The sequence below is a fragment of the Patescibacteria group bacterium genome (assembly GCA_041660565.1).
Lineage (GTDB): Bacteria > Patescibacteriota > UBA1384 > CAJBMM01 > CAJBMM01 > JBAZWC01.
Window position 1 is genome coordinate 279,926 of sequence record JBAZWC010000002.1, and the last position, 24,622, is coordinate 304,547.

A 24,622-nucleotide genomic window follows, 5' to 3' on the forward strand; every position below is an offset into this window, starting at 1 on the left:
TTACTCCTTTGTCACTCGCCATACTTCTTCTAATGTGGTTAACCCATCAAGCGCTTTTAAGATTCCGTCTTGAATCATGGTAATCATGCCATCTGCAACGGCTTGTTTTTGGATGACGCTACCCGAAACGCGTTCCAATGCCAATTTTTTCACCGTTTCGTTGATTTCCAGCACTTCAAAGATACCGATTCTGCCTTTATAGCCAGTGTTTTGACACAGATCGCATCCCTTGCCGCGATAGAAAGCGATCTCTTTTTTAGCCACTTCTTTTCGGGGGATTTCTGGCATCTCGCTAATAATTTTATTCACTAATTCTTCTTCGGATTTATCTGCCGCTACTTTTTGTTTGCAGTCTTGGCATACTTGGCGCGCCAGACGTTGGCCGACCACAGTGTTGATAGAAGAGGTGATTAGGAACGGCTCGATGGCCATATCGATTAAACGTGGGATTGCACCGGCAGCATCGTTAGTGTGCAAGGTTGAAAGGACAATGTGCCCCGTTAGCGATGCTTGGATGCCCATTTCGGCAGTTTCTTTATCACGAATTTCTCCCACCATAATAATGTTTGGGTCTTGACGCACAATCGCTCGCAAACCGTTGGCAAAGGTGTAGCCAATGTCGGCATTAATCTGGCTTTGGTTTACGCCAGCCATGCGGTACTCCACCGGATCTTCAATAGTCAAAACGTTCACTCCGGGATTCATAATTTGAGTTAGCAGCGCGTAAAGAGTAGTGGTTTTCCCAGATCCGGTTGGCCCGGTCACCAGCGTCATACCGTGGCTTTTGGATACCGCACTGTCTAGGGTTTTACGTGATTCGCCCCTTAAACCAAGCTGATCAAGCGTCAAAATTCCGACGCTTTTATCTAAAATACGTAACACGATTTTTTCGCCCGTAACCACCGGAATAGTGGACATACGAAAATCGATATCTCGGCGGTCGATAATCAGCTGAATACGGCCATCTTGTGGCAATCTTTGCTCGTCAATTTTTAGGTTAGCTAAAATCTTTAGTCGTGAAGCTACCGCTGCTTGAATTTCTTTGGGCAGCGTGACCTTTTTATGCAAAATGCCATCAAGCCTAAACCGAACAATCACTTCTTTTTCATCCGGTTCAATATGAATGTCCGAAGCTTTTTCTCGCACCGCTTTTTTTAATAATGAGTAAACAATGCGGGCTGTGGGAGCGTTTTCGTTCTCGGGTTCTTCATCTACCTGCTTAATTTCTTGCTTTTTCTCTACTCCTAAATCGGCGTCAGAAATAGCGTCTTCCAGATCGGCCTGAAAACCGGAATATTGATCTAAAATATGACCAACATCATCGGTTGTACACAGCTTTGGCTTAACCGCGTAGCCGGTCTTGCGTTTAATTAGCTCTATTGTCTCCACATCCTGCGGATCTACCATCGCCACGTTTAGAGCGTTATTTTCGAGCGATATTGGCACCGCTTGGAACTTGCGAGCGATGTGTTCGGGAATTAAGTTAAGGATTTCTTTGGGGACGTTAACTTGACTAAGGTCTGCGTATTCAATATTAACTGTGCCGGCGCTTAAAAATTTCTCCGCTTCAGACGCGGACGTGTCTTTAACCAGGTCAGCTTGTGATAAAACTGGCGGAATATTTGCGTTTATTGGCACCGGTGTGCCGTTATTTTGATCGGTCTGATCTGCCATACAAAAAGCCCCTCTATTAAAAGAATAACAGAAAAAATTTCTAAGTTCTAATTTCTAATGTCAAATGTCACGGTCTGTCATTCCGGACTAGATCCGGAATCTATATAAACAAAGAACCCGGCGCTCGCATCGTGGCGGCGCCGGGTGGTAGGACTAGGACTTGGCGTAGGGGACAAGAAACCCCTTGCAGTTGGTGGCATGAAGCAACTTTGCGTCCTGAATGCTGACTAGAACTTCCGGGAACGGGTTAACCCAGGGATGGCCTGGAGTGACACGAACCTCGTCATCGTCTACCAAGACGGTTAGGTTGCTATCTAGCTGTGCCTGGAGGCTGTCGACTTTGGCAGAGAACTGCTGGGGAGTCATCGATCGGTCATTCGCGATGACGATCATCTTAGCGGTCATCTGTCGTTCGGGGTACCTCTGGCCACGAGCATTGCCTTCGAGAATTCTGAACCCGCTGACGAAGTAGCCGAGGCCAAGCAGACGAGTCAACCGGCCGAATGGAGCTGATTGTCGGGCGTCATAATCGACTAGAAACTTGTGTCGCCCGAAGCAATAGTACCAGCCGGTGTACGGCCTGGCCTGCCGCTGCTTTCGCTGTTTCAACCAGCGGCAGTAGCACCAAGACCCGCCCATAACGGTGACGATAGCTGCTTCGAGCACACCGTATACCAACAGGAGCACAATCGAAACGGTGCAGAAGTAGATCGGCACAATCTGGTCGATGGTCGAGATTGTCTTTTCGCCTTTAGGGACCCAAAGGCGACTGGCAATTCGCAGAAAAGCCAGCAGTATTCCCACACAGCATCCGACGAAAAACAGGTAAAACAGAATTACGTTCATTTGTTCTCTCCGTTTCTTAACGGTTTGGTTTAGGCTCTTGGCCCGCCGTTAAGATAAACGAATGGTACCACAGCTTGCGCTGTCATATTTGTAATACCATAATTTAATGTTTTTGTAAATCATCTTCTCTGACTTGATTTTAATCATCCGACGGGGTAATTTTAATGAGCAACTAACAATTAAGGACAAAAAATGACATTGGCTTGGTACCGCAAATGGCGGCCGCAGCAATTTAGTGATGTAGTTGGACAAGATCATATTGTTCAAACTTTGAATCATGCCATTCAGCAAAATGCCACTAGCCACGCCTATTTATTTACCGGGCCGCGCGGAGTGGGTAAAACCACGTTGGCGCGCTTGCTGGCTAAATCGGTTAATTGTGTAGATTTGATCAAATCCGAAACTGGAGTTAATCCGTGTAATAAATGTGAGTTGTGCAACGATTTTAATCACGAAGCTTTAACCGATGTTTTTGAAATTGATGCAGCCTCTAACCGTGGTATCGATGATATTCGTGCTCTGCGCGACACGGTGGCGTTTTCTCCGGTTAAAGGAAAATTTAAGATCTACATCATTGATGAAGTGCACATGTTGTCTAAAGATGCGTTTAACGCGTTACTTAAAACTTTGGAGGAGCCGCCGGAGCATGTCATTTTTATTCTGGCTACCACCGACGTTCAGAAAATCCCTGCTACGATTCTGTCGCGCTGCCAGCGGTTTGACTTTAACCCACTCACCATTGGTGATTTGCAGAAACATATTTTGCAAATTGCAAAGTCAGAGAAAATTGATATTACCGAGGATGGGGCAAACGTGTTGGCCGAAGCAGCTACCGGTTCGGGGCGCGATGCCGTGTCATTATTACAACAAATGAGCGTACATCAGACCAAAATTGATCGGGAAACTGTTGAAAAATTACTTGGGTTTATGCCGATGTCGCATGTTTCGAAATTGTTGCAGCTTTGTCGTGAAGGAAAAACCGACTTGGCCCTAGATTTCGTACGCCAGCTACTAGACGGTGGCGGGAACGCCGAGCAATGCATTCGAGCAGTTTTACGGTTATTTAGCATTGCTTTGAACAATCGTGAAAAATCCGACTGGGCTGAGGGGCTTTCGGTATCAGAAATTATCACCGGCTCAGATCAGTGGGCATGGGCGCTGAATCAGGTCGCAAAACATCCCGAACCGTTTTTGGTGTTGGCCACGGCGGTGGTTGGGTGTTCTACGAATTGGGGTAAGGGTGTAGGGGTGGACTCAGATGTCCGCCCGCCGTCAGTTGAAGCTCCCGCTTCAGCTCCTGTTGTTGAGCAATCGCCAAAATCGAAACCAACCGAAGAAATTCACACGGTTGCGGTAGAGAAATGGCATCCCGGGCAGAGCGAAAAACAGCTATGGGATCAATTTATTGAGGCAGCAAAGCCGTTTAACCACTCATTGGCTTCATTATTGCGTGATGCCGACTTATTGGGGGTAACCGACGGTGATCCGGGTAAGATAACGATTGGGCTGCGCTTTCCGTTTCATCGCGAACGTATTATGGAAGCCAAAAACCGTCGAATTTTGGGCGATATTTTGAAGCAGATTACCGGTAAAGATTTTCAGATCGAATGTGCTCAGATTGCAGACACAAAGAATAAGAGTATGGTAAAAGCAGAAGACGTATCAAAAGCCGCTGAAGAGATATTTACGGAGTAATTTAGCTGTCATTTCGACTCCTCGACATTCAAGTCTAGGGTGGAGAAATCTCCAGAAAAGACTGGAAGGGATTCTTCCTTAGATTTCTCCAACACAGTCGTGTTGACACACTCCTAGGGTCGAAATGACAAAGAGAAGTAGGAAACGAAATGCAAGCCAACACAAAATCGAAACAAGAACTCGTTAAATCGGTTTCCGACCCCGATCTATTGCCGCCGCAGAATTTGGAGGCAGAGGAGTCGGTGCTGGGCGGTTTGTTGTTGGAAAAAAACGCCATTCTTAAAGTGGCACCAATATTGACCAGCGAAGATTTTTATCGAGATCATCATGGTACTATGTACGCCGCCGCATTAAGATTGTTTGATAAGCGTATCCCAATCGATCTGATCACACTGGCCGAAGAGCTAGAGCAGATGAAAAAATTGGACCAAATTGGTGGTCCGGAAACTTTGGCAAACCTGGTAGCAAAAGTGCCTTCGGTGGCGCATATTACGCACTACGCTCACATCGTCAAAGAAAAAGCAGTTTTGCGCCGTCTGATTACGGCGGCGAATCGCATTATTCAAATTGGTTTTGACCAGACTGTCGAGGCGTCGGCGGCGCTAGATCAATCTGAACAAGCGTTATTTGCGGTGTCACAAAAATTTTATGACAAAAACTTTATCCCGATTGCAGATTTGCTGGCAGAGAGCTTTGAACGGGTAGATTTATTGCACAAGAATAAAGGGATGACGCGCGGAGTGCCTACCGGTTTCAAAGATTTAGATAATTTACTGGCCGGATTGCAGCAATCGGATCTGATTATATTGGCGGCCAGACCAAGCGTAGGAAAAACCGCTTTAGCCTTAAATATGGCGGAGTACGCAGCTGTACACGAAAAGAAAACGGTAGCAGTTTTCTCCTTGGAAATGAGCAAGGAACAGTTGATTGATCGATTATTGTGTAGCCAATCCGGAATCGATTCGTGGAAATTGCGAACCGGTAATTTAAATGAAGACGATTTTCGCAACTTAAACTACGGTATGGGTGTGCTGTCTGAGGCTAAAATATTTATTGATGATTCGCCGTTAGCCAACGTAACTGAAATTCGAGCCAAGGCGCGTCGATTGCAGATGGAGCAGGGGCTGGATATGATTGTGATTGATTATTTGCAGCTGATGGAAGGTAGCCATGCGGGAAGTGGTGAAAGTAATCGTGTGCAAGAAATTTCTGAAATCTCCCGTGGCTTAAAAGGTTTAGCGCGTGAGTTAAACGTGCCGGTGCTGGCTCTGTCGCAGCTGTCGCGTGCCGTTGAGCAGAGGCATCCTAAAATTCCCCAGTTATCCGATTTACGTGAATCTGGGTCCATTGAGCAAGATGCTGATGTGGTGATGTTCTTATATCGCGAAGATTATTATGAAAAAGATACCGACCGCAAGAACATTACCGATGTGTTAGTGCGAAAACATCGTAATGGCCCGATTGGAGATATCTCTTTGTTCTTCCAACCAGAGCAGACCAAGTATTTCAACCTAGACAAAGCACATAATACTGCCACCACCGAAGAGTAAATCTACTACTTTTACTTCACGTTTTGTGGTACATCGAAGGTCGATGTATAGGGGTATTGACAAGAATTTATATCTATGCTAGGTTGGATATGTAGGGTATAAGTACATGAACAATTTGTCCGGTGGATGTCTTTCTTTGGAAGTGCCGGGGTATCGGAAGGGGATGTGTAAGTTCTAGAGATGAGCTTAGGCAATCCCTTCTGATCAAAGTTAGAGGGGCACTTAGATCACGGGTCTCAAGGAACTCTTGGAACTGTCTGGAACTATTTTTGGAGGGAGGCTATGGATTAATTCTTTTGGAGGACTTTTCTTTCCGCACATTTGCTTTCTGGTCTTTATATAGGTTGGAAGGCTAACGAAGTGCTAGGTATCTAAAAATCGCTGAGTCAACGGTATGAACTTAAAATAAGTGTCTACCCCGTTACCACTTGGCGATTTTTTTGTATATAAAACTTCCTTATGCTTAAGTAGTAATAGTCCGCACTTACGAAAAAACCCTTCTCCTCACGAGGAGAAGGTGCCTGCAAGGCGGATGAGGAGCTCCTCACCCGGCCTACGGCCACTCTCTCCTCCCTGAGGAGAGGGGACAAAGAATCCAAGCTTAATTCTTTCATGGTTGTGAGCTGTTACCTTAAATCACTTATGCTATAATTGGAGTAATGAACTCAGTTTTAGATAATCTAAACGAACCGCAACAACAGGCCGTAAAGCATTTAGACGGCCCGGTTTTAATATTAGCCGGTGCGGGCAGCGGTAAGACAAAAGTATTGACCCATCGCATCGCTTATCTTTTACTAAATCATCACGTTAATCCGGAAAACATTTTGGCCGTGACATTTACTAATAAAGCGGCCAATGAAATGAAAGAACGAGTCTCTAAATTATTATTAGAGAATAATTTCAAGGGCGGCCAGATGTTGCCGTGGCTGGGAACCTTTCACGCGGTCTGTGTTAAGATTTTACGCCGAGAAGCAGATAAGATTGGTTATTCGCCCGACTACGTCATCTACGACGATTCAGACCAGAAGCAGGTTCTAAAGCGCATTATTGATGAATTAAAGTTAGACCCCAAAACCTTTCAAGTCTCAACGGTGCAGTATTTTATCTCTGGGGCCAAAAACGAAATGGTTTCAGAAGAGGCGTATGCCAATTTTGCCAACGGATATTACCAAGAACAGATTAGCGTTATCTATAAAATGTATCAGCATCGAATGCGGCAGGCGAATGCGATGGACTTCGACGATCTTCTTACCTTGACCGTCGAGGTATTCACTAAAAATCCTCATATTTTAGATAAATATCAGCAGCTTTTTCGCTACATTTTAGTTGATGAATACCAAGATACCAACGCAGTGCAGTATAAATTAACCAAGTTGCTGGCCGAGAAACATCACAATATCTGCGTGGTGGGTGATGATTATCAAGCAATTTACTCATGGCGCGGCGCGAACTTTCGTAATATCTTAGATTTCGAACGAGATTACCCAGATGCCTTTGTGGTTAAACTGGAACAAAACTACCGTTCAACCAAAATAATTTTAGATGGGGCAAATGCTGTAATTGCCAAAAATACCAATCGTACCGACAAAAAATTATGGACAAATAAACTTGGTGGCCGACCAATTACTTTGTATCAGGCGCTTAACGAGGCGGATGAAGCCGATTTCATTGCCGGTGAGATTACCAGCTTGCGCAGGTCAAAACAGTTCCCACGTTTTAGAGATTTTGCCATTTTGTATCGAACCAATGCTCAGTCTAGGGCAATTGAAGACGTGTTTGTGCGCAATCAAATCCCGTATCGGGTTATCGGCGGCTTACGTTTTTATGAACGTAAAGAAATAAAAGACGCCATCTGCTATTTACGCGTGGTTGCTAATAAGGCTGATAGAGTCAGTTTGGGGCGAGTCATAAATACTCCAACCAGAGGTATCGGAGAGAAAAGTGTGGAAACAATTTTGCGTGAAACCACCGACCGAGTGTTTGACCCGAACTATGATATTCCGAATCTGTCGGGCAGAACAGCGGAATCGTTTAAGCGTTTTCGACAAATGATATTGGATGGACGTAAATTGTATGATCAAAACGGCGATCTGCTTGAACTGTTTAATTTTTTAATGGAACAGTCAGGCTATCTGAGCTGGCTTGATAGTCATACTCCCGAAGGATTAAATCGCCTGGAAAACATTGATGAGTTAAAAACTGTACTCAAAGAAGAACCAGATCTAACTACATTTTTAGCCAACGTCAGTTTAGTTTCAGATATCGACCAATATGACGCAAACGCAGATAGCGTAGCGTTAATGACAATGCACTCGGCTAAGGGGCTAGAGTTTCCGGTGGTGTTTATCGCCGGTATGGAAGAAGGAATTTTTCCGCATTCGCGCAGCAGTTTGGACCCATCCGAAATCGAAGAGGAGCGCCGGTTGTGCTACGTTGGTATGACGCGAGCCAAAGAGCGGTTGTATTTGTTATATGCCCGAGAGCGCCGGTTGTACGGCGGCATTCAAGCAAATCCGGTGTCAAGGTTTATTGGCGATCTGCCCGAGGAACTGATCGAAGAATTATAATTAATTCCAATTGATCCAATTTGTCCCATTAATCAAATTTGAGAAAGTCAACTTTAGTCTTGTATTTGTGCTATAATATAATCCAATTGGAGGAATCATTAGAAAGTGGCACTGGCTGGTTATTGGTGTAGTCAGTATTGTGGCCGGATTAGGTCTGGTTTTGTATAGTTTTAATAAATCTAACTATACATATGCCGCAGATCTCCGATACGTTTTTTTGGTGCGTGATGTTAGCCCGGATTCGCTTCATAGCATTACTGAGTCGTCTATTATATCTAATAGCTTAGACGCTAGTGTGGCGCTAGCAGCAAATAATATTCCGGTTAACGACCAAGACCGCATTATTAATACTCCAAATGGAGTGGGAAATGTGGGCGGGGTGATTACTATTGAGCGTGCCCCAGTTATTCGTCTAACCGATGCAAAGAAAACCAAAACGGTGCGTAGCTGGCAAAAAACCGTCGGCGACTTGTTGACAGAACAAAAGGTACCGGAAATTGGGGAACAGGACACGGTAACGCCAGCAATTAGCGCGCAAGTGGTTCACAATATGTCTGTGACCATTGTCCGAGTACAAGAAACAGATATTATCGAAAAAACTGTGGTAGCTTTCCAAACCTCGGTAGTTGATGATAACACGCGTTATCGGGGCGAGCCAGACACGGTTACCCAAGCCGGTAAGGATGGGCTAATCACAAAAACTTATCACATTCGTCGTGAAGATGGGGTTGAGGTGAGTAGGAAATTGCTCAAAACCGATACAGTTGCGATGGTTAAAAAGATTGTTTCCCATCCGGTTAAACTGAAAATTGATTCGTCACAAACAAGATCTGGACGAGCTACTTGGTATTCGTCGCGATATCAAGCTGCGTCTAATTATCTTGATAGAGGCACAAATGTGCGCGTGACAAATTTAGTGAACGGTAAATCTGTGTTAATTCAAATACAAGATCATATGGCAAATGACGGGTCAGATGGTAGAAATGTAATAATTGATTTGCATCCAACGTATTTTTCTCAACTCGGAGTTCCAATAAGTCAGGGTCTTATGTCTGTAAAAGTCGAGGTAATTGTAAATTAAATCTACGGCGGTCGTCTCCTCACCCGGCCTAACGGCCACCCTCTCCTCGGGGAGGAGAGGGAAACCCTGGAACCCTTCTCCTCTAGAGGAGAAGGTGCCGGTACGGCGGATGAGGAGGAAATAAAAGGAAAATATGCGGCAAAAACTCGGACAACATTTTCTAAATGATCTAAACGTTATTAAAACGGCGGTTATTAATCTACCCAAACCAACTGATGATTTATTAGTGGTAGAGGTGGGGCCGGGTCAGGGCGTGCTAACGCGTGAATTACTTAACGCTGGCTATCAGGTTTTGGCGATTGAGTGGGATGAGGAGCTGCTCGCTAGTTTGCAAGCCGAATTTAGCGGTCAAAAGCGCCTACATTTAATCAATGCCGACATTCGCACATTCGACCTGGTCAAACAAATTAAATCACTCAAATTTAGCCGATACGTCATTGCTGCAAACCTGCCGTATTATTTATCGTCGTATTTCTTGCGCAGTGTGTTTGGATATCAGCTGCTACCTGAAAAGATGGTTTTATTATTGCAACAAGAGGTGGCGCAGCGTCTAGCGGCGGAAGTTGGCAGCAAGAAACGTAGTACTTTATCCATTTTAGCCCAAAGTTATTGCCGTCCCGAAGTGATATTGTCTGTCCCAGCGTCTTCTTTTACTCCGCCGCCAAAAGTAACCAGCGCTTTAGTTGAAATGGATCAGATTAAAAATCCGTTTAAGTCAAACGAAGAATCCAAACGATTTTTTCGGGTGGTGAAAGCGGGATTTGGCGAGAAGAGAAAGACCATCATTAACTCGCTTGCCGGAGGAATGCACTTGGAAAAGGACGAGATTGGGCTAATGCTGAGCGAATTAAAAATCGATTCAACTTTGCGCGCAGAGGATTTGTCGATTGAACAATGGCGAAAACTTACACAAGAATTTGAAATTTGAAATTTTTAATGGCGGAAGGGATTTTTTCTCAGATTTCTCCCTCCGGGCGTAGTCTACGGGCGGAGCCAACGTGGTCGATTTGACAATCTCCCCGGGTCGAAATGACAATGGATTGATGAGGTAAGTATATGTTATACGTTGTAGCAACCCCAATTGGAAATTTAGAGGATATCACAGATAGAGCTAGACGAATCTTGACGTCGGTAAGCTATATTGCGTGTGAAGACCCGAATCACAGCCGGATATTATTACAAAAAATTGGGAGTGTAGCCAAAACTATTGCTTTGAATGCTCATTCAAAATCTCCTAAAGTTGATCAAGTAATTTCTTTGCTGCTGGCCGGAAATGACGTGGCTTACATTACTGACGCGGGTACGCCGGGTATTTCTGATCCGGGTGGGATTTTGGTTGAGGCTGCTCACAATAAAGAGATTGAGGTTTGTCCAATCCCGGGGCCATCGGCAGTGGCTTGCGCGTTATCGGTTTGCGGGTTCTGTGCTGATCAATTTATTTTTTATGGCTACATCCCCAAGAAAAAAGGTCGTCAGACATTTTGGCTAAAATTGCAAAACCAAAAAATAACCGCTGTGATGTTTGAATCTCCAGACCGAATTGCCAAGACATTGGCCGAAATTCGTGCTACAATTAAGCCTGATAGGCGGGTGTGTATTTGCCGCGAATTAACCAAACAGTTTGAACAAATATGGCGGGGCACTATCGCGCAAATTGAATCCGCTAAAATTATGGCAAAAGGGGAATTTGTGATCGTTTTGGAAGGTGACTAATGTTAAATAATTTCTTAAATAAACCGAATTATAATTTATCGCCTAAAATATTGGCGGCGATCGCCAAGATAGAGCGGGCACAGGGAATCATTGACGCATCGCCGTTGGTGCCAACTTTTGAGCGAGATTTGCAATACGAAGCAATGTTGGCCACAATTCATGCGTCCACGCATATTGAGGGCAATGTTTTGGGTCAAGGCGCGGTAGAGCGCATTCTAAAAGGCGAAATCGTAACCGCTCGGCAGCGCGACATCCAAGAGGTAGTGAACTATCGCAATGTTATCGAATATGTTGGTAAAGTTTTTCGCAATACCAAGCAGCCGTTTACTGATGTAATGATTCGTGAGTTTCATCGCGTTTTAATGCGCGATCTACTGCCCGAAGAACAGTTAGGCCAGTATCGCATTGTCCAAAACTATATTGTTGATGCCCGAACCGGCAAAACCATTTATACCCCGCCTCCAGCCAGAGACGTGCCAAAGCTAATGTTGGCGCTAACCGACTGGATAGTAGGGCAGAGCCCAGGCAGTTGTCATCCGGTCATTAAAGCGGCCTTGGCGCACTTTTTGGTAGAGGCAGTGCATCCGTTTGTAGATGGCAACGGCCGAGTTGGCCGTGTAGTGGCGATGTTTCTGCTTTACCGTGACGGCTACGATACGCGGCGATTGTTTTCGCTAGAAGATTATTACGATCAAGATCCCAAACAGTACTACCAGTCTTTGCGCTCGGTTTTGACTGCGCGGGCAGACGCCACAGAGTGGGTAGAGTATTTTGTAACCGGATTTGCAGTGCAGATTGATCAGATTTCGCAAAAAATCAGAGCGTACCTGGACGGCGAGAAAAATCGCGATAAATTTGTAAAACAAGAGTTAAACAAGCGCCAGTTTGATGCTGTGCGTTGGCTGCAACATCACAAATCGGTGACGGCACTAGAATATGCCGAGCATTTTAAGGTTTCAAAACGCACTGCTAACTACGATCTTTCAGAGTTGGTGGGTAAAAAAATGGTTCTCCAAGAGGGCGAATCCCGTTCCTCGCGGTTTAAGCTAGCATAGAGTTTAGGAAAATATCACGACTGGTGTAGGGGCGGACTCATACTTGTCCTCCGTAGCCTTCTTGACTTTCCGTAGCTTTAGCGTAGGAGGTGGCGAAGGGGGATGTCCGCCCGTTTGGGGTGATTTAATCGACAATAACCAGTAAAAGTGATATTATGATTCCGAAACAATAGCTGTCTTGGCTAATCGCTGTCGACGTAACGAGAACACCTGAAAGGAGAAACAGGTCATGCTCGGTAAAGTCGGGTACATAACGGTAGCGATGGTTACCATTCTTCTCGGGATATTGTGCCTAATCATTCGAGACGATGGCCCACTGTTCGACGATCGTTCCGCGACGTTGGTGGCGCAGATCGATGCCGCCGACATGTCGGATTGTATCTCTCTGGTTGGTGCAGACACATCGGTGCTGACGAAGTCTCGGACGATGGTGGTGGTGTCGGTGCCGTTTGGGAATGCCAGTAGCCCGCCACTTTTCCAGAATACGTCGAAAAGCGCGACGACTGTGCGCTGGTTTCTGACCGGGGAGGAGAGAATACCGCTCAGTCTGACCACACAGGTCAAGGCCGGAACGTCCTATATCTCGGCTGAGCCGATCGATCTCGGCCACGGAAAGATGCGACTAAGGGTCTCGCTATGACGGCGGGCGTGGGGTCGGATGACAAGAGTTGTCCGACCCCGTTAATTTTTTATATAGATTCTGGGTCAAGCCCGGGATGACAATCTATCCTAATCACCATATCTTTGCTATATTTAGGGTGGAGATATGATGAAAAAGTTTTTTATCACCACCCCAATTTATTACGTTAATGATGTGCCGCACCTTGGGCACCTTTACACCACTTTAGCGGGTGATATTTTGGCGCGCCATTATCGTTTAACGGGGCGCGAGGTTTATTTTTTAACCGGCACCGATGAACATGGCTCCAAAATCGCCGAGGCAGCCGAAAAACATAATCAATCACCACAGGCCTTTGTAGATAACATTTCAGAGCAGTTTAAGCAGGTGTGGCAAAAGTACGACATCACTTTTGATCGATTTATTCGCACTACCGAAGAAGAGCACGTTAAAGTGGTCCAACAATTTCTGACCGATTTGCAGGCTCGTGGATATATTTATAAGGGCGAGTATTCCGGTTTGTATTGCCGTGGTTGCGAGGAGTACAAAAAAACATCAGATTTGGTTGATGGGCTTTGCCCGGTGCACCAGCGCGCTCCCGAATCTTTGGCTGAGCCGGCCTATTTTTTCAAATTGTCCGCTTTCGCCGATCAGATTTCTAGTTTAATCGATTCGCGTCAGTTGGAAATTCAGCCGGAGTCACGCCGCAACGAAGTACTATCATTCTTATCTAGCGGTTTAGAAGATGTGGCCATTTCGCGCCAAAACGTCGAATGGGGCATCCCGCTGCCTTGGGATCAGTCTCATACTATTTACGTGTGGATTGACGCCTTAATTAACTATTATACCGCGGGTCTTAAAGTAGACTGTTGGCCGGCAGACTGGCATTTAATGTCTAAAGACATTTTGCGATTTCACTGCGTTATTTGGCCGGCAATGCTGCTGGCGCTTGAGTTAGACTTGCCAAAATCAATTTTCATTCACGGCTATTTTACGGTTGATGGTCAAAAGATGAGTAAGAGTTTAGGCAACGTGGTTAACCCTCTCGAAATGCTGCAGAAATATGATCGTGATGTAATTCGGGTCTTCCTTTTCAAATCGTTTCCGTTTGGTGCCGATGGTGATTTTTCGTGGGAGTTACTTGATCGATTTTATAACGGCCAGTTGGCTAACGAGTTGGGCAATTTGGTACAGCGCGTGTTGGTGATGGCGGACAAATATTGTGACGGGATAGTGCCAAAGGGTGGCGGGTCGGTTTTGTCTGAGTTGACGCTGGATTTTGTTCAAAATACCCGCAAAGACATCGAAAAATTAGCTTTTGGCGATGCCCTGAATCATATTTTTAGTTTAATTCAGTTGGCCAATCGTCATATTGATAATATTAAATTATGGGATAAATCGAACGAACAAGCATTCATCAACCAAGGCATCGCGGAGTTGATCGAATTAATTAGGCATCTTTCAATTGCGCTTTTGCCGATTATGCCCGATACCGCCCACAAAATTGCGCATTCACTTAATTTTGATCTTAAAAACAGTTATACTAAAGATGAATACGAAACAATAATAAGGTGGGGAAACTATCTTGAAGGGCGCAAGATTGTGGTGCCTGAGGTGCTGTTTCCACGAAGAGGAGAAAGTTGATTGTCGGAATTTTAGCGGCCATTGGGTTTGCCGGTGGGGTTTTAGTTGATAAATACGAGCTTTCTAAGCGTCGGATACCGGTGCGTACCTACGTTCCGTTGATGTTCTTAACTTTGTGTTTATTTACCGGCATTGCGCTGGTTATTTTTCAACAACCAATTATGCAATATGGTACATCACTAAACTTCTCTTATGTTTTTGCATTTCTAGCGATGATTTTGGTGGCGCTGGCTTGGAATCTGTTTTACTATCGCGCCCTAATGAAAGAGTCACTGCAAGAATTTGACCTAATTTTACTCACCGAGCCGCTAATTACTATCGCAATGGCCGGGCTGTTATTTAGAAGTGAGCGTAATGCCACGGTGCTGCTACTGGCGTTAATCGCCTCAATTACCCTAGTGATTGCGCATATGCGTCGCAAAAAAATTAAATTTGACCATTATGCCAAAGAACTTATTTTAGCGATTTTCCTAATGTCGCTTGAAGTGATGATTATTCGCTATCTACTTGAAGTATTTTCACCGATTGGGTTATATTTCTTGCGTACTTTTGTGGTCTATCTATTGGTAACGGCAATTTATAAGCCGAATTATAAAACCGTTAAGCATGCGGATGCGGCTGCTATTGCTTTGACTGCCGGTTTTGGGGTAATGCAGATGGTGCTTCGGTATTACGGATATGAAATGGGTGGTGTGGTTATTACTACCTTAATGCTTTTGCTTGGGCCGTTGATTGTGGAAATGGTAAGCGTAAGCTTGTTAAAAGAAAAGGTGAATATTAAAACCGTCTCGGCTTTTATTGTTATTGCTGCCTGCGTGCTGTTCGCTTCAGTTCTTGGAACGTGATGATTGACACACATACTCATTTGAATTTTATTGATTTTGAGCCCGATCTTTCTGACGTGTTGTCACGGATGAAAGACGCTGGGGTAATTTCTGCGATTGTGGTAGGCACGGATGATGAATCAAATATCAGTGCAATCAATTTAGCCAATCAGTATGAACAGTTGTATGCCGCGATTGGCATACATCCCTCAGACGTTAAAGGTGATTTTGACATATCTGATCTAAAAAATCTGACCAAGTCCCCAAAAGTGGTGGCTATTGGCGAAGTGGGGTTAGATTATTCATATGATGTTGACCATGGTTTACAGGCTAGGGCGTTTGAGGAATTTATGGCATTATCCGCGCAATCAAACTTGCCGTTAATTATTCATTGTCGAGATGCTATGGACGATCTAATTACAGTTTTGTCTAAGTCGAACCAAGTTACCGGCGTAGTGCATTGTTTTACCGGTACATTAGCACAAGCGAACCGTCTGATAGCGCTCGGATTGCATATTTCGTTTACCGGAATGATTACCTATCCAAAGAACGAGGAGCTCCGTCAAGTAATATTAAATCTGCCACACGACAAAGTGTTGGTAGAGACTGATTGCCCGTTTTTGCCGCCACAATCCAAAAGAGGGAAGAGGTGCGAGCCGAAAGACATGGTAGAAGTGGCTGCCGCCATTGGACAAATATGGGATAAAAATGTAGAATATGTTGACAAGGTAACTTCTGACAATGCTAGGCGGTTATTTAAGATCAAATAACAATACATCGATGGACGAGGTATAACGAAAATTTTAAATTTTAAATTTTTAATTTTAAAAATTATGAATAAATATTTAACAAAACAATCTGCGGTTAACCAAATAGAAATGGTTCTGGACCAAATCCGGCCGGCGTTACAAAATCATGGTGGAAACGTCGAAGTGGTTGGATTTGACAATGGAGTGGTGAAGGTAAAATTGACCGGGCATTGTCACGATTGTCTTATTTCGACCGTAACGCTCAAACTAGGAATCGAACGTGCTTTATGCGCCAATCTACCAAATTTGGTGAAAAAAGTAATTGAGGTAAAATGACAGCAAAATTATTATTAGGTCAGCCTGTTGCAGATCAGATTTACGCTGACATAAAATTTAAATTGACCCATTTACCCAGACCGGTGCATATTGCCGCTATTTTGATTGGCGACGATATGGGGTCGGTAACTTATTTACGAATGAAAGAGAAGCGATGTGCCGAGTTGGGGATAGGTTTTACTTTGGTCAAATTGGCTCAAGACATTAAGACCTCTAAAGTTGAATCCGAAATAAGTAAGCTAAACGCTGATGAAAAAATTACTGGCGTTATAGTCCAATTGCCGCTACCAAAACATTTAGATCAAGATTATCTACTTAAACAAATCAATCCCAAAAAAGATATTGATGCATTTGGCTATTTGAATTCATCTGACGCTAAAAATCAGATCGTATATCCGCCAACGCCAACCGGAATGCTGAAGTTATGCGAATTTTATGATATCGACCTGAAAAATCAAAAAATCGTGGTCATTGGCGATGGATTATTAGTCGGGCTACCACTACATCGAATGTTGTGCGACCTTGGGTTTGGTTCTATGCTGATCAACAATAGCGATGCGCCTCAGTCTAGAAAAGACATTATTGAAGCCGATGTGATTTTTTGTGGTGTGGGCAAGGCAGATTTAATTACGCCAGAGATGATCAAAAATGGTGTGGTCATAATTGATGCTGGTTATTCTAAAGTAAGTGGGCAAACTCGTGGCGACGCTGATCCGGAATGTGAGAAGAAAGCATCGGCAATAACTCCGCCTGTCGGAGGTGTTGGGCCATTAACTGTCGCGTGCTTACTATTAAATGCAGTCAAACTTGTAGAAATAAAGTGAATTTTATGAGCTGTCATTTCGACTCCTCGAGCGTTGTCTCGAGGGTGGAGAAATCTTTCAAAAAGACGGGAATGGATTCTTTCTTGAGATTTCTCCGACACAGTCGATCTGCGGCTCTCCTAGGGTCGAAATGACAAATAAAAAACATTCAAATCAAACTGTTTGTGTCGCCATGTCCGGTGGAGTGGATAGTGCGGTGGCTGCGGCATTGTTAGTAGAACAAGGCTTCCGGGTTATTGGCGCATTTATGAAGAACTGGTCTTTGAATCAACAAGGAGTTAGTTACCAGCCGTGGGAAAACGAAGCTAACGTGGCGAAAGCGGTTTGTGAAAAACTAAAGATTCCTTTTCATATTTTTGATTTCGAAAAGGAATATCTGTCTCGGGTGGTACAATCGTTTGTCCAAGATTACGCGCGCGGACTGACGCCGAACCCCGATGTTTTATGCAATCGTGAAATTAAATTTGATCTTTTTATTAAAGAAGCGCAGAAACTGGGTGCAGATTTAATTGCCACCGGCCATTACGCTCAAATCAAACCGGTCGAGGGTCGGCTTGGATTGTTTGCAGGTGCGGATTCGAACAAAGATCAGTCGTATTTTTTGTACACATTAGGTCAGCCCGAACTCAAATTTACTTTGTTTCCAATTGGGCATCTAACCAAGCCTGAGGTGAGAAAAATAGCAGCGGATCTGAATTTGCCAAACGCGGCTAAAAAAGATAGCCAAGGTGTATGTTTTATCGGTCCGGTTTCAATGCGCCAATTTTTGCAACATTACCTTAAGCCGCAGTCGGGTGAAGTGGTGGACCAAAATGGGCGCGTGATCGGTCATCACGACGGGGTGATTTATTATACCGAAGGCCAGCGTCATGGCTTTAGCACCGGCGGAAATCACGAGCCATTATATATTGCACGCAAATATATTAAGAAAAATCAGTTGGTGGTGGTGCCGGCAAACGACCCGATGTTATATTGCCAATCGGTCAATCTAATCGACTGCAGTTGGGTAGATCAACCTATCCCAGATCAAACAAAATGTTTGGTGCGAATTCGCTATCGTCAGCCGTTGCAGCCGGCAATTGTTAGTGTTAACGATGGTAAATATCAAATCGATTTTGAAAATCCAATTGAGTTTGTCAGTGCCGGCCAATCTGCAGTGATTTATTTGGGCGAGCAAGTCCTTGGTGGGGGGATAATTGCCTAAGCAATAAAATTTCTTGTATGATGGTTATGGAGGGCTGCATCGTTCGCCTGATTCGTTATAGTTTATTATCAACATTGTTGGTTGCATTGCTAATACAATCGACCGGTTTAGCATATGCACAATCACTAATTAGTCCGAATTACGAAGTTGATGCGATGGGATTCTTCTCAACAGATTTGCCTCAAGATTTTGCTCCTCCTGAAATTTTGACTGGTCCGACAGTTAGCTCGGTTACTTCTGGGTCGGCTATTGTAGAGTGGACCACCGATATTGTTAGTAGCTCGGTGGTGGCGTTTGGTTTGACCACCGATTATGGTCAAGAGAGCGCAAAAACCAGCGATCGTGTGACCAGCCATACGGTAAAATTAAACGGCTTATCGCCAGAACGCACCTATCACTATCTGATCAAGAGCGCGGACGCAATGGGGCGATACGGTACCGGAACCGACCAAGTTATCACCACCACTTCTAATATCTCGCCTATATCTGAAGTACAAATTACTGATATCACCTTAAGTTCCGCTATTGTTAGTTGGAAAACAGCAGCGCTGTCAAATTCAACCGTGAATTACGGTCAATCTTCTTCTTATGGTCAAACAGTTGGCGACCAAAGCGCCGGTACTACTACGGCTCATACTATTAGATTGAGTTCATTAAGTTCTGGCACCACATATCACATTCGTGTGTCCGGCGTAAATTCAGAAGGCGCCGACATCTTTTCTGACGATTATATCTTTACCACCCTTAGCTTACCGGTGTTAGTAAGCTATTCTTTAGGCACGATTACCGGTAATACGGCTGAAATATTGTGGACTACGAATGTACCGGTGGACTCGTTTATTTCTTATTGGAAAGAGGGCACGGATGAAAGTAGTGCCAAAACTCAGGCAAAACCAGAATTGGGCAAAACGCACATCATGGTTATTACTGGGTTAGAGGGTAAAACGCACTACTATTTCCGTATTACAGGGCGCGATGCAAATGGTAATAATTTAAGATCAGAAATTTTATCATTTAATACACCATTGGACACCACGCCTCCGGTAATAACTAATATAAAAAGTGAGGTCAACTCCAACTCTAAAAGTGATTCATTACAGCTTGTAATATCGTGGGATACAGACGAGCCGGCAAAGAGCCAGATCGAGTATAATCTTGGTCCGGTTGCCACGACTTACAGCCTGAGCTCAAAACCAGATGATGGGTTAAATGTTAACCACATTATTATCGTGTCACCGCTGAAATCTTCCTCAAACTACCACTTTAGAATTAAAGCTACTGATGCTTCGGGCAATGCTGGTTTTAGCGCCGATTACAGCGTTTTAACGCCGCAGAAACAGAAATCGTTGTTACAGATTATTTTAGATAAATTAGAACAGACTTTTGGTTGGTTGCGAAAAATTGGCTCATAAATAAAGTTGACCCCGGCGCGCCTAAGCGGTCGGGGTCTTGCTAGCAATGGCTTGGCGGAGTTGGGCCAGATAGTGAATGGCTCGTCTCAGGCCAGTTGGGGCGCCGGATTCTATCCGAAGTCGTTTGGCTAGTTGGTCGATGATCTTGCGCTCGTCCTCGGGCAACATCATGTAGATATTCCGGCCCCACCGGCCGAGGGTACATGGCGCAGACTGAAGTGGGTTGGTTCGCGTTGGTGTGCGAATTATGGCTCCGCCGACACAGGCGCTCGAAACGAATTCGCTAATGGTGATACAGTCTCCGTACGCTCGGTGGCGCGTGAACTGGCCGAATGTCGACATGGGCGGGTGCTTGCCTGCCTCCTCACCCAATACTAACGTCAACAGCTTGGTGGAATATCTGATGTCGCCTGCCCGATAAAGCAGCCCAATGATCACATCGTGCGGGATCGACGTTACCACAGACATCGAACCACCTCCCAGAGATGTTCTAGCAAGACACGGTCTTGCTTGATTTGGATGATAGCACAAACTTCGCTTTCCGTCATTAGTTCTCTGATTCCCTTTACATCCATTTTTTTTATTGTTACCATTATTTATGAAAGTGAGGAACAAATGCGACGAAAACGAGTAATTTTATCAATTGCGTATATTGTGATTGCAGCAGTAGTGGTTTATGCCATTGTTTATACCAAAGGGTTTGGTTTATTTGATAAAAAAGACAGTGGGTCTGGTTGGTCGGCCGTGTTCCTAACCAATGGTCAAGTGTATTTTGGCCATCTAAAGGGGCAAAACAATCAGTTCTCAACGCTTTCAGACATTTACTACTTGCAAGTTGAGCAACAGTCTTCACTACAGCCAGAAGCAACAAAATCGACTGTCGCATCTCCTTCTGCTTCATCTAACCTGTCTTTAATTAAGCTAGGAAATGAGTTGCACGGGCCAAAAGATCAAATGACCATTAACCGTGACCAGATTCTGTTTATCGAAGAGATGAAAACAGGTTCAAAGGTGGTTACTGCTATCGAAGCATATATAAAGAACCCAACCGCAACTCCAACACCATAGTATAAACTGATTTTCAATATCGTATTGGCGGAACTTTGTGTCCGCCTTTATGATATTAACAAAATCTCAAATCCAAATTTTTAATTTTTAAAATTGTAATTTAGAATTTCGCCTCGTATGTGCTATAAATAACGTATGATAACTTTAGATTCTCCAATTGAGGTGGTGGCTGGGGTAGGGCCGGCGATTGCGGCTAAACTGCACAGCCGCGGTATTAATATTGTGCGTGATTTGCTGTCGTTTACACCCATGCGATATATCGATTTTAGCCATCCCAAAAAATCGAACAGCCTAATGGCGGGCAAATGGGCGGTGATTTCGGGGACAATTACCGGATGTCATCAGGAACACAGTTTTCGTAAGCGGATGGCGATAATCAAAGCGGAAATTACAGACGATGCCGGTAAAATTGAAGCGGTGTGGTTTAACCAGCCGTTTTTGACTCAAATTTTACGTGTTGGCCGCCCGGTGCGTTTACATGGCCTGGTTATTCAAGACCAGTTTGGAAAAAAGATCTTGCGCAATCCGGAAATTCAATTAACCGCTGATGGCAAGCCGGAAGTGAGATATTCCACCAAGAGTGGCATCGAAAGCGGGCGTTTTAAGCATATTATCAACTCAATTCTGCCATTAACCGACAGCTTACCAGATCCGCTGCCACCAGATTTGCTCAAAAAACTCAAATTGATTTCATTATCGCAGGCGCTCAGGTGGTGCCATCAACCCGAAAAAATTTCAGATGTAACATTGGCGCGAACGCGTTTAGCAATTGATGAGTTGTGGACTTTGATGGTGCTAACCAAATTAACCAAACAACAAAACCAGGCTCATCCGGCATTAAAAATTGCGGTGGACGAGACGCGGGTTAAAAATGATGTTGACCGTTTGCCATTTAAATTAACCGATGGTCAAAATAAGGCGATCGGTCAAATTCTGTCCGACATATCTAAAACGGTGCCGATGCGACGGTTGCTGAATGGCGATGTCGGATCAGGCAAAACGGTGGTGGCAATGTTGGCGTGTCATCAAGCCATTTTATCGGGTTGGCGGGCAATTATGATTGCGCCAACAGTGGTTTTAGCCTGGCAGCATATACGTAATTGGCAAAAACTGTATCCAAATGTGCCCAGTTTTATTTTTACCGGCAACGGGGTGTGGTTTAACGGGCAAAAGATCAAAACATCTGAAATAAAATCGACATTAGATAATAATCCGGCCGCATTTATCTGCGGCACACACGCGGTATTTTCACCGGAACTGGAATTGGTAAATAATACCGCGCTGGTGATTGTAGATGAACAGCATCGGTTTGGGGTAATGCAACGAGCATTTTTCTCCCAAAATCCCAAAGCGGTGCCGCATTTGCTATCGATGTCCGCCACCCCAATTCCGCGCACTGCGGCATTGGTGTTGTACGGCGATATGGACGCCAGTATTTTACCCGAGAAGCCGGCTGGACGAATTCAAATCACCTCAAAATTAGTATCAGACAACGGCCGTGAAATGATGTACAAATTTATCGACCAACTAATTGATAAAGGGGAGCGTGTTTACATTGTTTGCCCTCTAATTTCACCACCAGATCCGGACGAAGAGTTTGGCCAGTTTAACTTTGGTGATGATCGTAAAACCGTGATTGCCGAGTTTGAAAAGTTGCAAAAAACGGTCTTTAGTCATCGCCGCATTGGTTTGTTGCACGGTAAAATGAAAGCCGCCGAAAAAGATGCGGTGTTAACCAGTTTTCGAGATGGAGAGTTGGACATTTTGATCACCACTTCGGTTATCGAAGTGGGGGTAGATGTGCCCGAGGCCACGGCGATGGTGATAGAAGGGGCAGAGTATTTTGGTTTGGCGCAGCTGCATCAGTTGCGTGGGCGAGTGGGCAGAAGTGATAAGCCTTCATACTGTTTCCTATGCGCTGCCAACTGGAACGAAAGCACTCAAAGCCGTTTAGAGCTATTGGTAAAATATCATGATGGATTTAGCCTGGCCGAACAAGATTTGCAACTGCGTGGCCCAGGTGAGCTTTACGGTACTATTCAAGCGGGGGTAATTCCGTTTAAATACGCCTCACTCGCCGACAAAAATTATATTGAGATTGCCAAACAAATCGCTGATGAAATTATTACCACCCCAGTCGAAAAACGCTCTCCCGAATTAGAGTCTTGGCTCTCTACGCATCAAAATATGTTACATGTGGAATAATTTGGGTTAACCTCGTACATCATGACTAGTGTAGGGGCGGACTCATATGTCCGCCCTCTGGCGGTAATTTGTCTAAATATTTGCTGAGTGATATTATCTATTTAAGGAGATCGGAAAAGTATGGAAGATTATGATGACAAAGCAACGGATTCGCAAAATGGTTATAATTGGGGTGCGTTCTGGCTGACTGGGATTTGGGGTGCCTGCCACGGATATTGGCTATCATTGGCATATATTCCTCTTATTCTTGTTGCATTATTTTTATCAATATTTTCTATTGTCAATGTGGCCGCGCACCTATCTCGAAGCTCTTTAGCATTAGCATATCCATTAATCTTATTGTCTGTGGTAGTCGATATTTTGACGGTTATTACCTTGTACAGATTTGGTCGTAAAGGGAACAAACTTGCTTGGATAATGCGAGGTTCTCGTGACAAAGAGTCATATAAAAAACGTGAAAAAAATTGGGCGATAGCTGGTTGGGTCGTTGGAGTGATAGCTGCTGTATGGTATGTGAGTGTGATTTATGTTTCAGTTGCTAATGAATATTCCTCGCCAGATTGTGGTGACGTAATGTCAATTGAATGTTTTCAGATATCGAAATAAATTAAATGAGCGCTGACCTATAAAAAATACGCCATATCTGTTATAATAAATACGTGGACAAGCTGCTAGATTGGTTAGAAAAGTATCGAGTGGTGATGGGAGGGGTGATCGCCGTTGTTATTGTCGGCATTGGTGGATTGCTGATTTGGTACGACAGGCATCCAAACACCACCACCATTTCTACGCGCACGTTAGTGAGTCAAACTACAGTACCGGCGAGTGGGGCGGAAATTACCACAACATCCGCCAAATCTAACTCCAGTTTGATCAACATTAACACGGCAAATGCCGAGCAGTTAGACAGTTTGCCCGGGATTGGGGCAACATACGCTCAGCGGATAATTGATTATCGCGTTGCGCATGGTAACTACAAAACAACTCACGATTTAGTTTTAGTTAAGGGAATTGGTGAAGGTACGTACACTAAATTGAAAGATTTAGTGACAACAGGAGGGGAATAGTATGCGGATGTGGTGGAATGGCAGACACGATAGCTTTAGGAGCTATTGGAGGAAACTCCGTGGAGGTTCAAGTCCTCTCATCCGCACCATAGTGTTGGTACCATTTATTTCAACTTTTATTTCATCTCAAATTCATTTGGCGTTTGCCGCCTCACCTAGTGCGTCTGCGGTAGTGAGTTCGTCCAGCAACTTGCTTGGGGCGACCAGTTTAAGTGATTGGGTGACCAAATTTGTTACTTGGGCTACAACTATCGGTATTTCGGTGGCCGCATTGATGATTTTGTACGCTGGAGTGGAGTATATCAACTCGGGCGGGAATGAAACAAAAATTAAAGGTGCCAAAGATCGGGTGATTGGCACGCTACTTGGGATCATAATTTTGTTACTAATTGGCACAATAATGAGAGTTTTACTCAAAACGAGCTAGGGAAATGTTTAGGGGGATTTGGGGGTTTAGGGTGATTGGCTCCAGCCCGTAGGGCTTACGCC

Annotated in this window: 22 protein-coding genes and 1 tRNA gene; 20 read left to right on the top strand and 3 right to left on the bottom strand. The window is 44.5% G+C overall.

Annotation, left to right across the window (positions count from 1 at the left end; all coding sequences use genetic code 11):
• A complete protein-coding gene (locus WC773_03980; GenBank protein ID MFA6082540.1) occupies window positions 1-1,674 on the bottom strand; it encodes a GspE/PulE family protein in 1,674 nt (557 codons plus the stop codon).
• A gap of 153 nt (window positions 1,675-1,827) precedes the next feature.
• A complete protein-coding gene (locus WC773_03985) occupies window positions 1,828-2,520 on the bottom strand; it encodes a hypothetical protein (GenBank protein ID MFA6082541.1) in 693 nt (230 codons plus the stop codon).
• Window positions 2,521-2,712: 192 nt separating this feature from the next.
• On the opposite strand from WC773_03985, the gene dnaX reads away from it, so the two are divergent.
• From dnaX to WC773_04020, 7 genes are all read left to right on the top strand, one after another.
• The gene (gene dnaX, locus WC773_03990) at window positions 2,713-4,215 is read left to right on the top strand and encodes a DNA polymerase III subunit gamma/tau (protein MFA6082542.1); all 1,503 of its coding nucleotides are present in this window, start codon (window positions 2,713-2,715) and stop codon (window positions 4,213-4,215) included.
• A 149-nt stretch (window positions 4,216-4,364) separates the two neighbouring features.
• The gene (dnaB, locus tag WC773_03995; GenBank protein ID MFA6082543.1) at window positions 4,365-5,765 is read left to right on the top strand and encodes a replicative DNA helicase; all 1,401 of its coding nucleotides are present in this window, start codon (window positions 4,365-4,367) and stop codon (window positions 5,763-5,765) included.
• A 659-nt stretch (window positions 5,766-6,424) separates the two neighbouring features.
• Complete coding sequence (locus tag WC773_04000; protein ID MFA6082544.1) at window positions 6,425-8,332, top strand: UvrD-helicase domain-containing protein; 1,908 nt, start codon at window positions 6,425-6,427, stop codon at window positions 8,330-8,332.
• 139 nt (window positions 8,333-8,471) lie between these two features.
• Window positions 8,472-9,413 carry a G5 domain-containing protein gene (locus WC773_04005; protein MFA6082545.1) on the top strand — a complete coding sequence of 314 codons (942 nt, stop codon included), beginning with the start codon at window positions 8,472-8,474 and terminating at the stop codon, window positions 9,411-9,413.
• Between the two features lie 133 nt (window positions 9,414-9,546).
• Window positions 9,547-10,341 carry a 16S rRNA (adenine(1518)-N(6)/adenine(1519)-N(6))-dimethyltransferase RsmA gene (gene rsmA, locus WC773_04010; protein ID MFA6082546.1) on the top strand — a complete coding sequence of 265 codons (795 nt, stop codon included), beginning with the start codon at window positions 9,547-9,549 and terminating at the stop codon, window positions 10,339-10,341.
• 128 nt (window positions 10,342-10,469) lie between these two features.
• Complete coding sequence (rsmI, locus tag WC773_04015; protein ID MFA6082547.1) at window positions 10,470-11,126, top strand: 16S rRNA (cytidine(1402)-2'-O)-methyltransferase; 657 nt, start codon at window positions 10,470-10,472, stop codon at window positions 11,124-11,126.
• Window positions 11,126-12,181 carry a Fic family protein gene (locus tag WC773_04020; protein MFA6082548.1) on the top strand — a complete coding sequence of 352 codons (1,056 nt, stop codon included), beginning with the start codon at window positions 11,126-11,128 and terminating at the stop codon, window positions 12,179-12,181. The genes rsmI and WC773_04020 overlap by 1 nt, the downstream gene beginning before the upstream one ends.
• A 153-nt stretch (window positions 12,182-12,334) precedes the next feature.
• Here the strand turns inward: WC773_04020 and WC773_04025 are convergent, their stop codons facing one another.
• Entirely contained in the window at window positions 12,335-12,745 is a 411-nt protein-coding gene (locus tag WC773_04025; GenBank protein ID MFA6082549.1) for a hypothetical protein, read from the bottom strand.
• Window positions 12,746-12,947: 202 nt separating this feature from the next.
• On the opposite strand from WC773_04025, the gene metG reads away from it, so the two are divergent.
• The 13 genes from metG (at window position 12,948) to WC773_04090 (ending at window position 24,560) form a co-directional block, all read left to right on the top strand.
• On the top strand, window positions 12,948-14,444 hold the full coding sequence (gene metG / locus WC773_04030) for a methionine--tRNA ligase (protein MFA6082550.1): 1,497 nt from the start codon (window positions 12,948-12,950) through the stop codon (window positions 14,442-14,444).
• A complete protein-coding gene (locus WC773_04035) occupies window positions 14,441-15,289 on the top strand; it encodes an EamA family transporter (GenBank protein MFA6082551.1) in 849 nt (282 codons plus the stop codon). Before metG ends, WC773_04035 begins: the two co-directional genes overlap by 4 nt.
• The gene (locus tag WC773_04040; protein MFA6082552.1) at window positions 15,289-16,038 is read left to right on the top strand and encodes a TatD family hydrolase; all 750 of its coding nucleotides are present in this window, start codon (window positions 15,289-15,291) and stop codon (window positions 16,036-16,038) included. The genes WC773_04035 and WC773_04040 overlap by 1 nt, the downstream gene beginning before the upstream one ends.
• A gap of 63 nt (window positions 16,039-16,101) precedes the next feature.
• Window positions 16,102-16,353, top strand: a complete 252-nt coding sequence (locus WC773_04045; GenBank protein MFA6082553.1) for a NifU family protein — start codon at window positions 16,102-16,104, stop codon at window positions 16,351-16,353.
• Window positions 16,350-17,177 (top strand): bifunctional 5,10-methylenetetrahydrofolate dehydrogenase/5,10-methenyltetrahydrofolate cyclohydrolase, encoded by an 828-nt coding sequence (locus WC773_04050; GenBank protein MFA6082554.1) that lies wholly within the window; start codon window positions 16,350-16,352, stop codon window positions 17,175-17,177. Before WC773_04045 ends, WC773_04050 begins: the two co-directional genes overlap by 4 nt.
• A 130-nt stretch (window positions 17,178-17,307) precedes the next feature.
• Window positions 17,308-18,381, top strand: a complete 1,074-nt coding sequence (gene mnmA, locus WC773_04055) for a tRNA 2-thiouridine(34) synthase MnmA (GenBank protein MFA6082555.1) — start codon at window positions 17,308-17,310, stop codon at window positions 18,379-18,381.
• A gap of 17 nt (window positions 18,382-18,398) precedes the next feature.
• On the top strand, window positions 18,399-19,793 hold the full coding sequence (locus tag WC773_04060; GenBank protein MFA6082556.1) for a fibronectin type III domain-containing protein: 1,395 nt from the start codon (window positions 18,399-18,401) through the stop codon (window positions 19,791-19,793).
• Window positions 19,794-20,408: 615 nt separating this feature from the next.
• Window positions 20,409-20,861, top strand: a complete 453-nt coding sequence (locus WC773_04065; GenBank protein MFA6082557.1) for a hypothetical protein — start codon at window positions 20,409-20,411, stop codon at window positions 20,859-20,861.
• 135 nt (window positions 20,862-20,996) lie between these two features.
• Window positions 20,997-23,066 (top strand): ATP-dependent DNA helicase RecG, encoded by a 2,070-nt coding sequence (locus tag WC773_04070; GenBank protein MFA6082558.1) that lies wholly within the window; start codon window positions 20,997-20,999, stop codon window positions 23,064-23,066.
• A gap of 120 nt (window positions 23,067-23,186) precedes the next feature.
• A complete protein-coding gene (locus tag WC773_04075) occupies window positions 23,187-23,672 on the top strand; it encodes a hypothetical protein (GenBank protein MFA6082559.1) in 486 nt (161 codons plus the stop codon).
• A 53-nt stretch (window positions 23,673-23,725) separates the two neighbouring features.
• Entirely contained in the window at window positions 23,726-24,133 is a 408-nt protein-coding gene (locus WC773_04080) for a ComEA family DNA-binding protein (protein ID MFA6082560.1), read from the top strand.
• 3 nt (window positions 24,134-24,136) lie between these two features.
• Window positions 24,137-24,222 (top strand) — tRNA-Leu (locus WC773_04085).
• A 2-nt stretch (window positions 24,223-24,224) separates the two neighbouring features.
• Complete coding sequence (locus WC773_04090) at window positions 24,225-24,560, top strand: hypothetical protein (GenBank protein ID MFA6082561.1); 336 nt, start codon at window positions 24,225-24,227, stop codon at window positions 24,558-24,560.
• The last annotated feature ends 62 nt before the right edge of the window (window positions 24,561-24,622 follow it).

What these genes read in the sequence shown, in the direction of transcription:
- mnmA (MFA6082555.1), top strand. Translation starts at nt 17,308, where the DNA reads ATGACAAATAAAAAACATTCAAATCAAACTGTTTGTGTCGCCATGTCC.
- WC773_04065 (MFA6082557.1), top strand. Translation starts at nt 20,409, where the DNA reads ATGCGACGAAAACGAGTAATTTTATCAATTGCGTATATTGTGATTGCA.
- WC773_03980 (MFA6082540.1), bottom strand. Translation starts at nt 1,674, where the DNA reads ATGGCAGATCAGACCGATCAAAATAACGGCACACCGGTGCCAATAAAC.
- WC773_04045 (MFA6082553.1), top strand. Translation starts at nt 16,102, where the DNA reads ATGAATAAATATTTAACAAAACAATCTGCGGTTAACCAAATAGAAATG.
- rsmA (MFA6082546.1), top strand. Translation starts at nt 9,547, where the DNA reads ATGCGGCAAAAACTCGGACAACATTTTCTAAATGATCTAAACGTTATT.
- dnaX (MFA6082542.1), top strand. Translation starts at nt 2,713, where the DNA reads ATGACATTGGCTTGGTACCGCAAATGGCGGCCGCAGCAATTTAGTGAT.
- WC773_04075 (MFA6082559.1), top strand. Translation starts at nt 23,187, where the DNA reads ATGGAAGATTATGATGACAAAGCAACGGATTCGCAAAATGGTTATAAT.
- WC773_04000 (MFA6082544.1), top strand. Translation starts at nt 6,425, where the DNA reads ATGAACTCAGTTTTAGATAATCTAAACGAACCGCAACAACAGGCCGTA.
- WC773_04070 (MFA6082558.1), top strand. Translation starts at nt 20,997, where the DNA reads ATGATAACTTTAGATTCTCCAATTGAGGTGGTGGCTGGGGTAGGGCCG.
- metG (MFA6082550.1), top strand. Translation starts at nt 12,948, where the DNA reads ATGATGAAAAAGTTTTTTATCACCACCCCAATTTATTACGTTAATGAT.
- WC773_04020 (MFA6082548.1), top strand. Translation starts at nt 11,126, where the DNA reads ATGTTAAATAATTTCTTAAATAAACCGAATTATAATTTATCGCCTAAA.
- WC773_04050 (MFA6082554.1), top strand. Translation starts at nt 16,350, where the DNA reads ATGACAGCAAAATTATTATTAGGTCAGCCTGTTGCAGATCAGATTTAC.
- WC773_03985 (MFA6082541.1), bottom strand. Translation starts at nt 2,520, where the DNA reads ATGAACGTAATTCTGTTTTACCTGTTTTTCGTCGGATGCTGTGTGGGA.
- WC773_04040 (MFA6082552.1), top strand. Translation starts at nt 15,289, where the DNA reads ATGATTGACACACATACTCATTTGAATTTTATTGATTTTGAGCCCGAT.
- dnaB (MFA6082543.1), top strand. Translation starts at nt 4,365, where the DNA reads ATGCAAGCCAACACAAAATCGAAACAAGAACTCGTTAAATCGGTTTCC.
- WC773_04060 (MFA6082556.1), top strand. Translation starts at nt 18,399, where the DNA reads ATGATGGTTATGGAGGGCTGCATCGTTCGCCTGATTCGTTATAGTTTA.
- rsmI (MFA6082547.1), top strand. Translation starts at nt 10,470, where the DNA reads ATGTTATACGTTGTAGCAACCCCAATTGGAAATTTAGAGGATATCACA.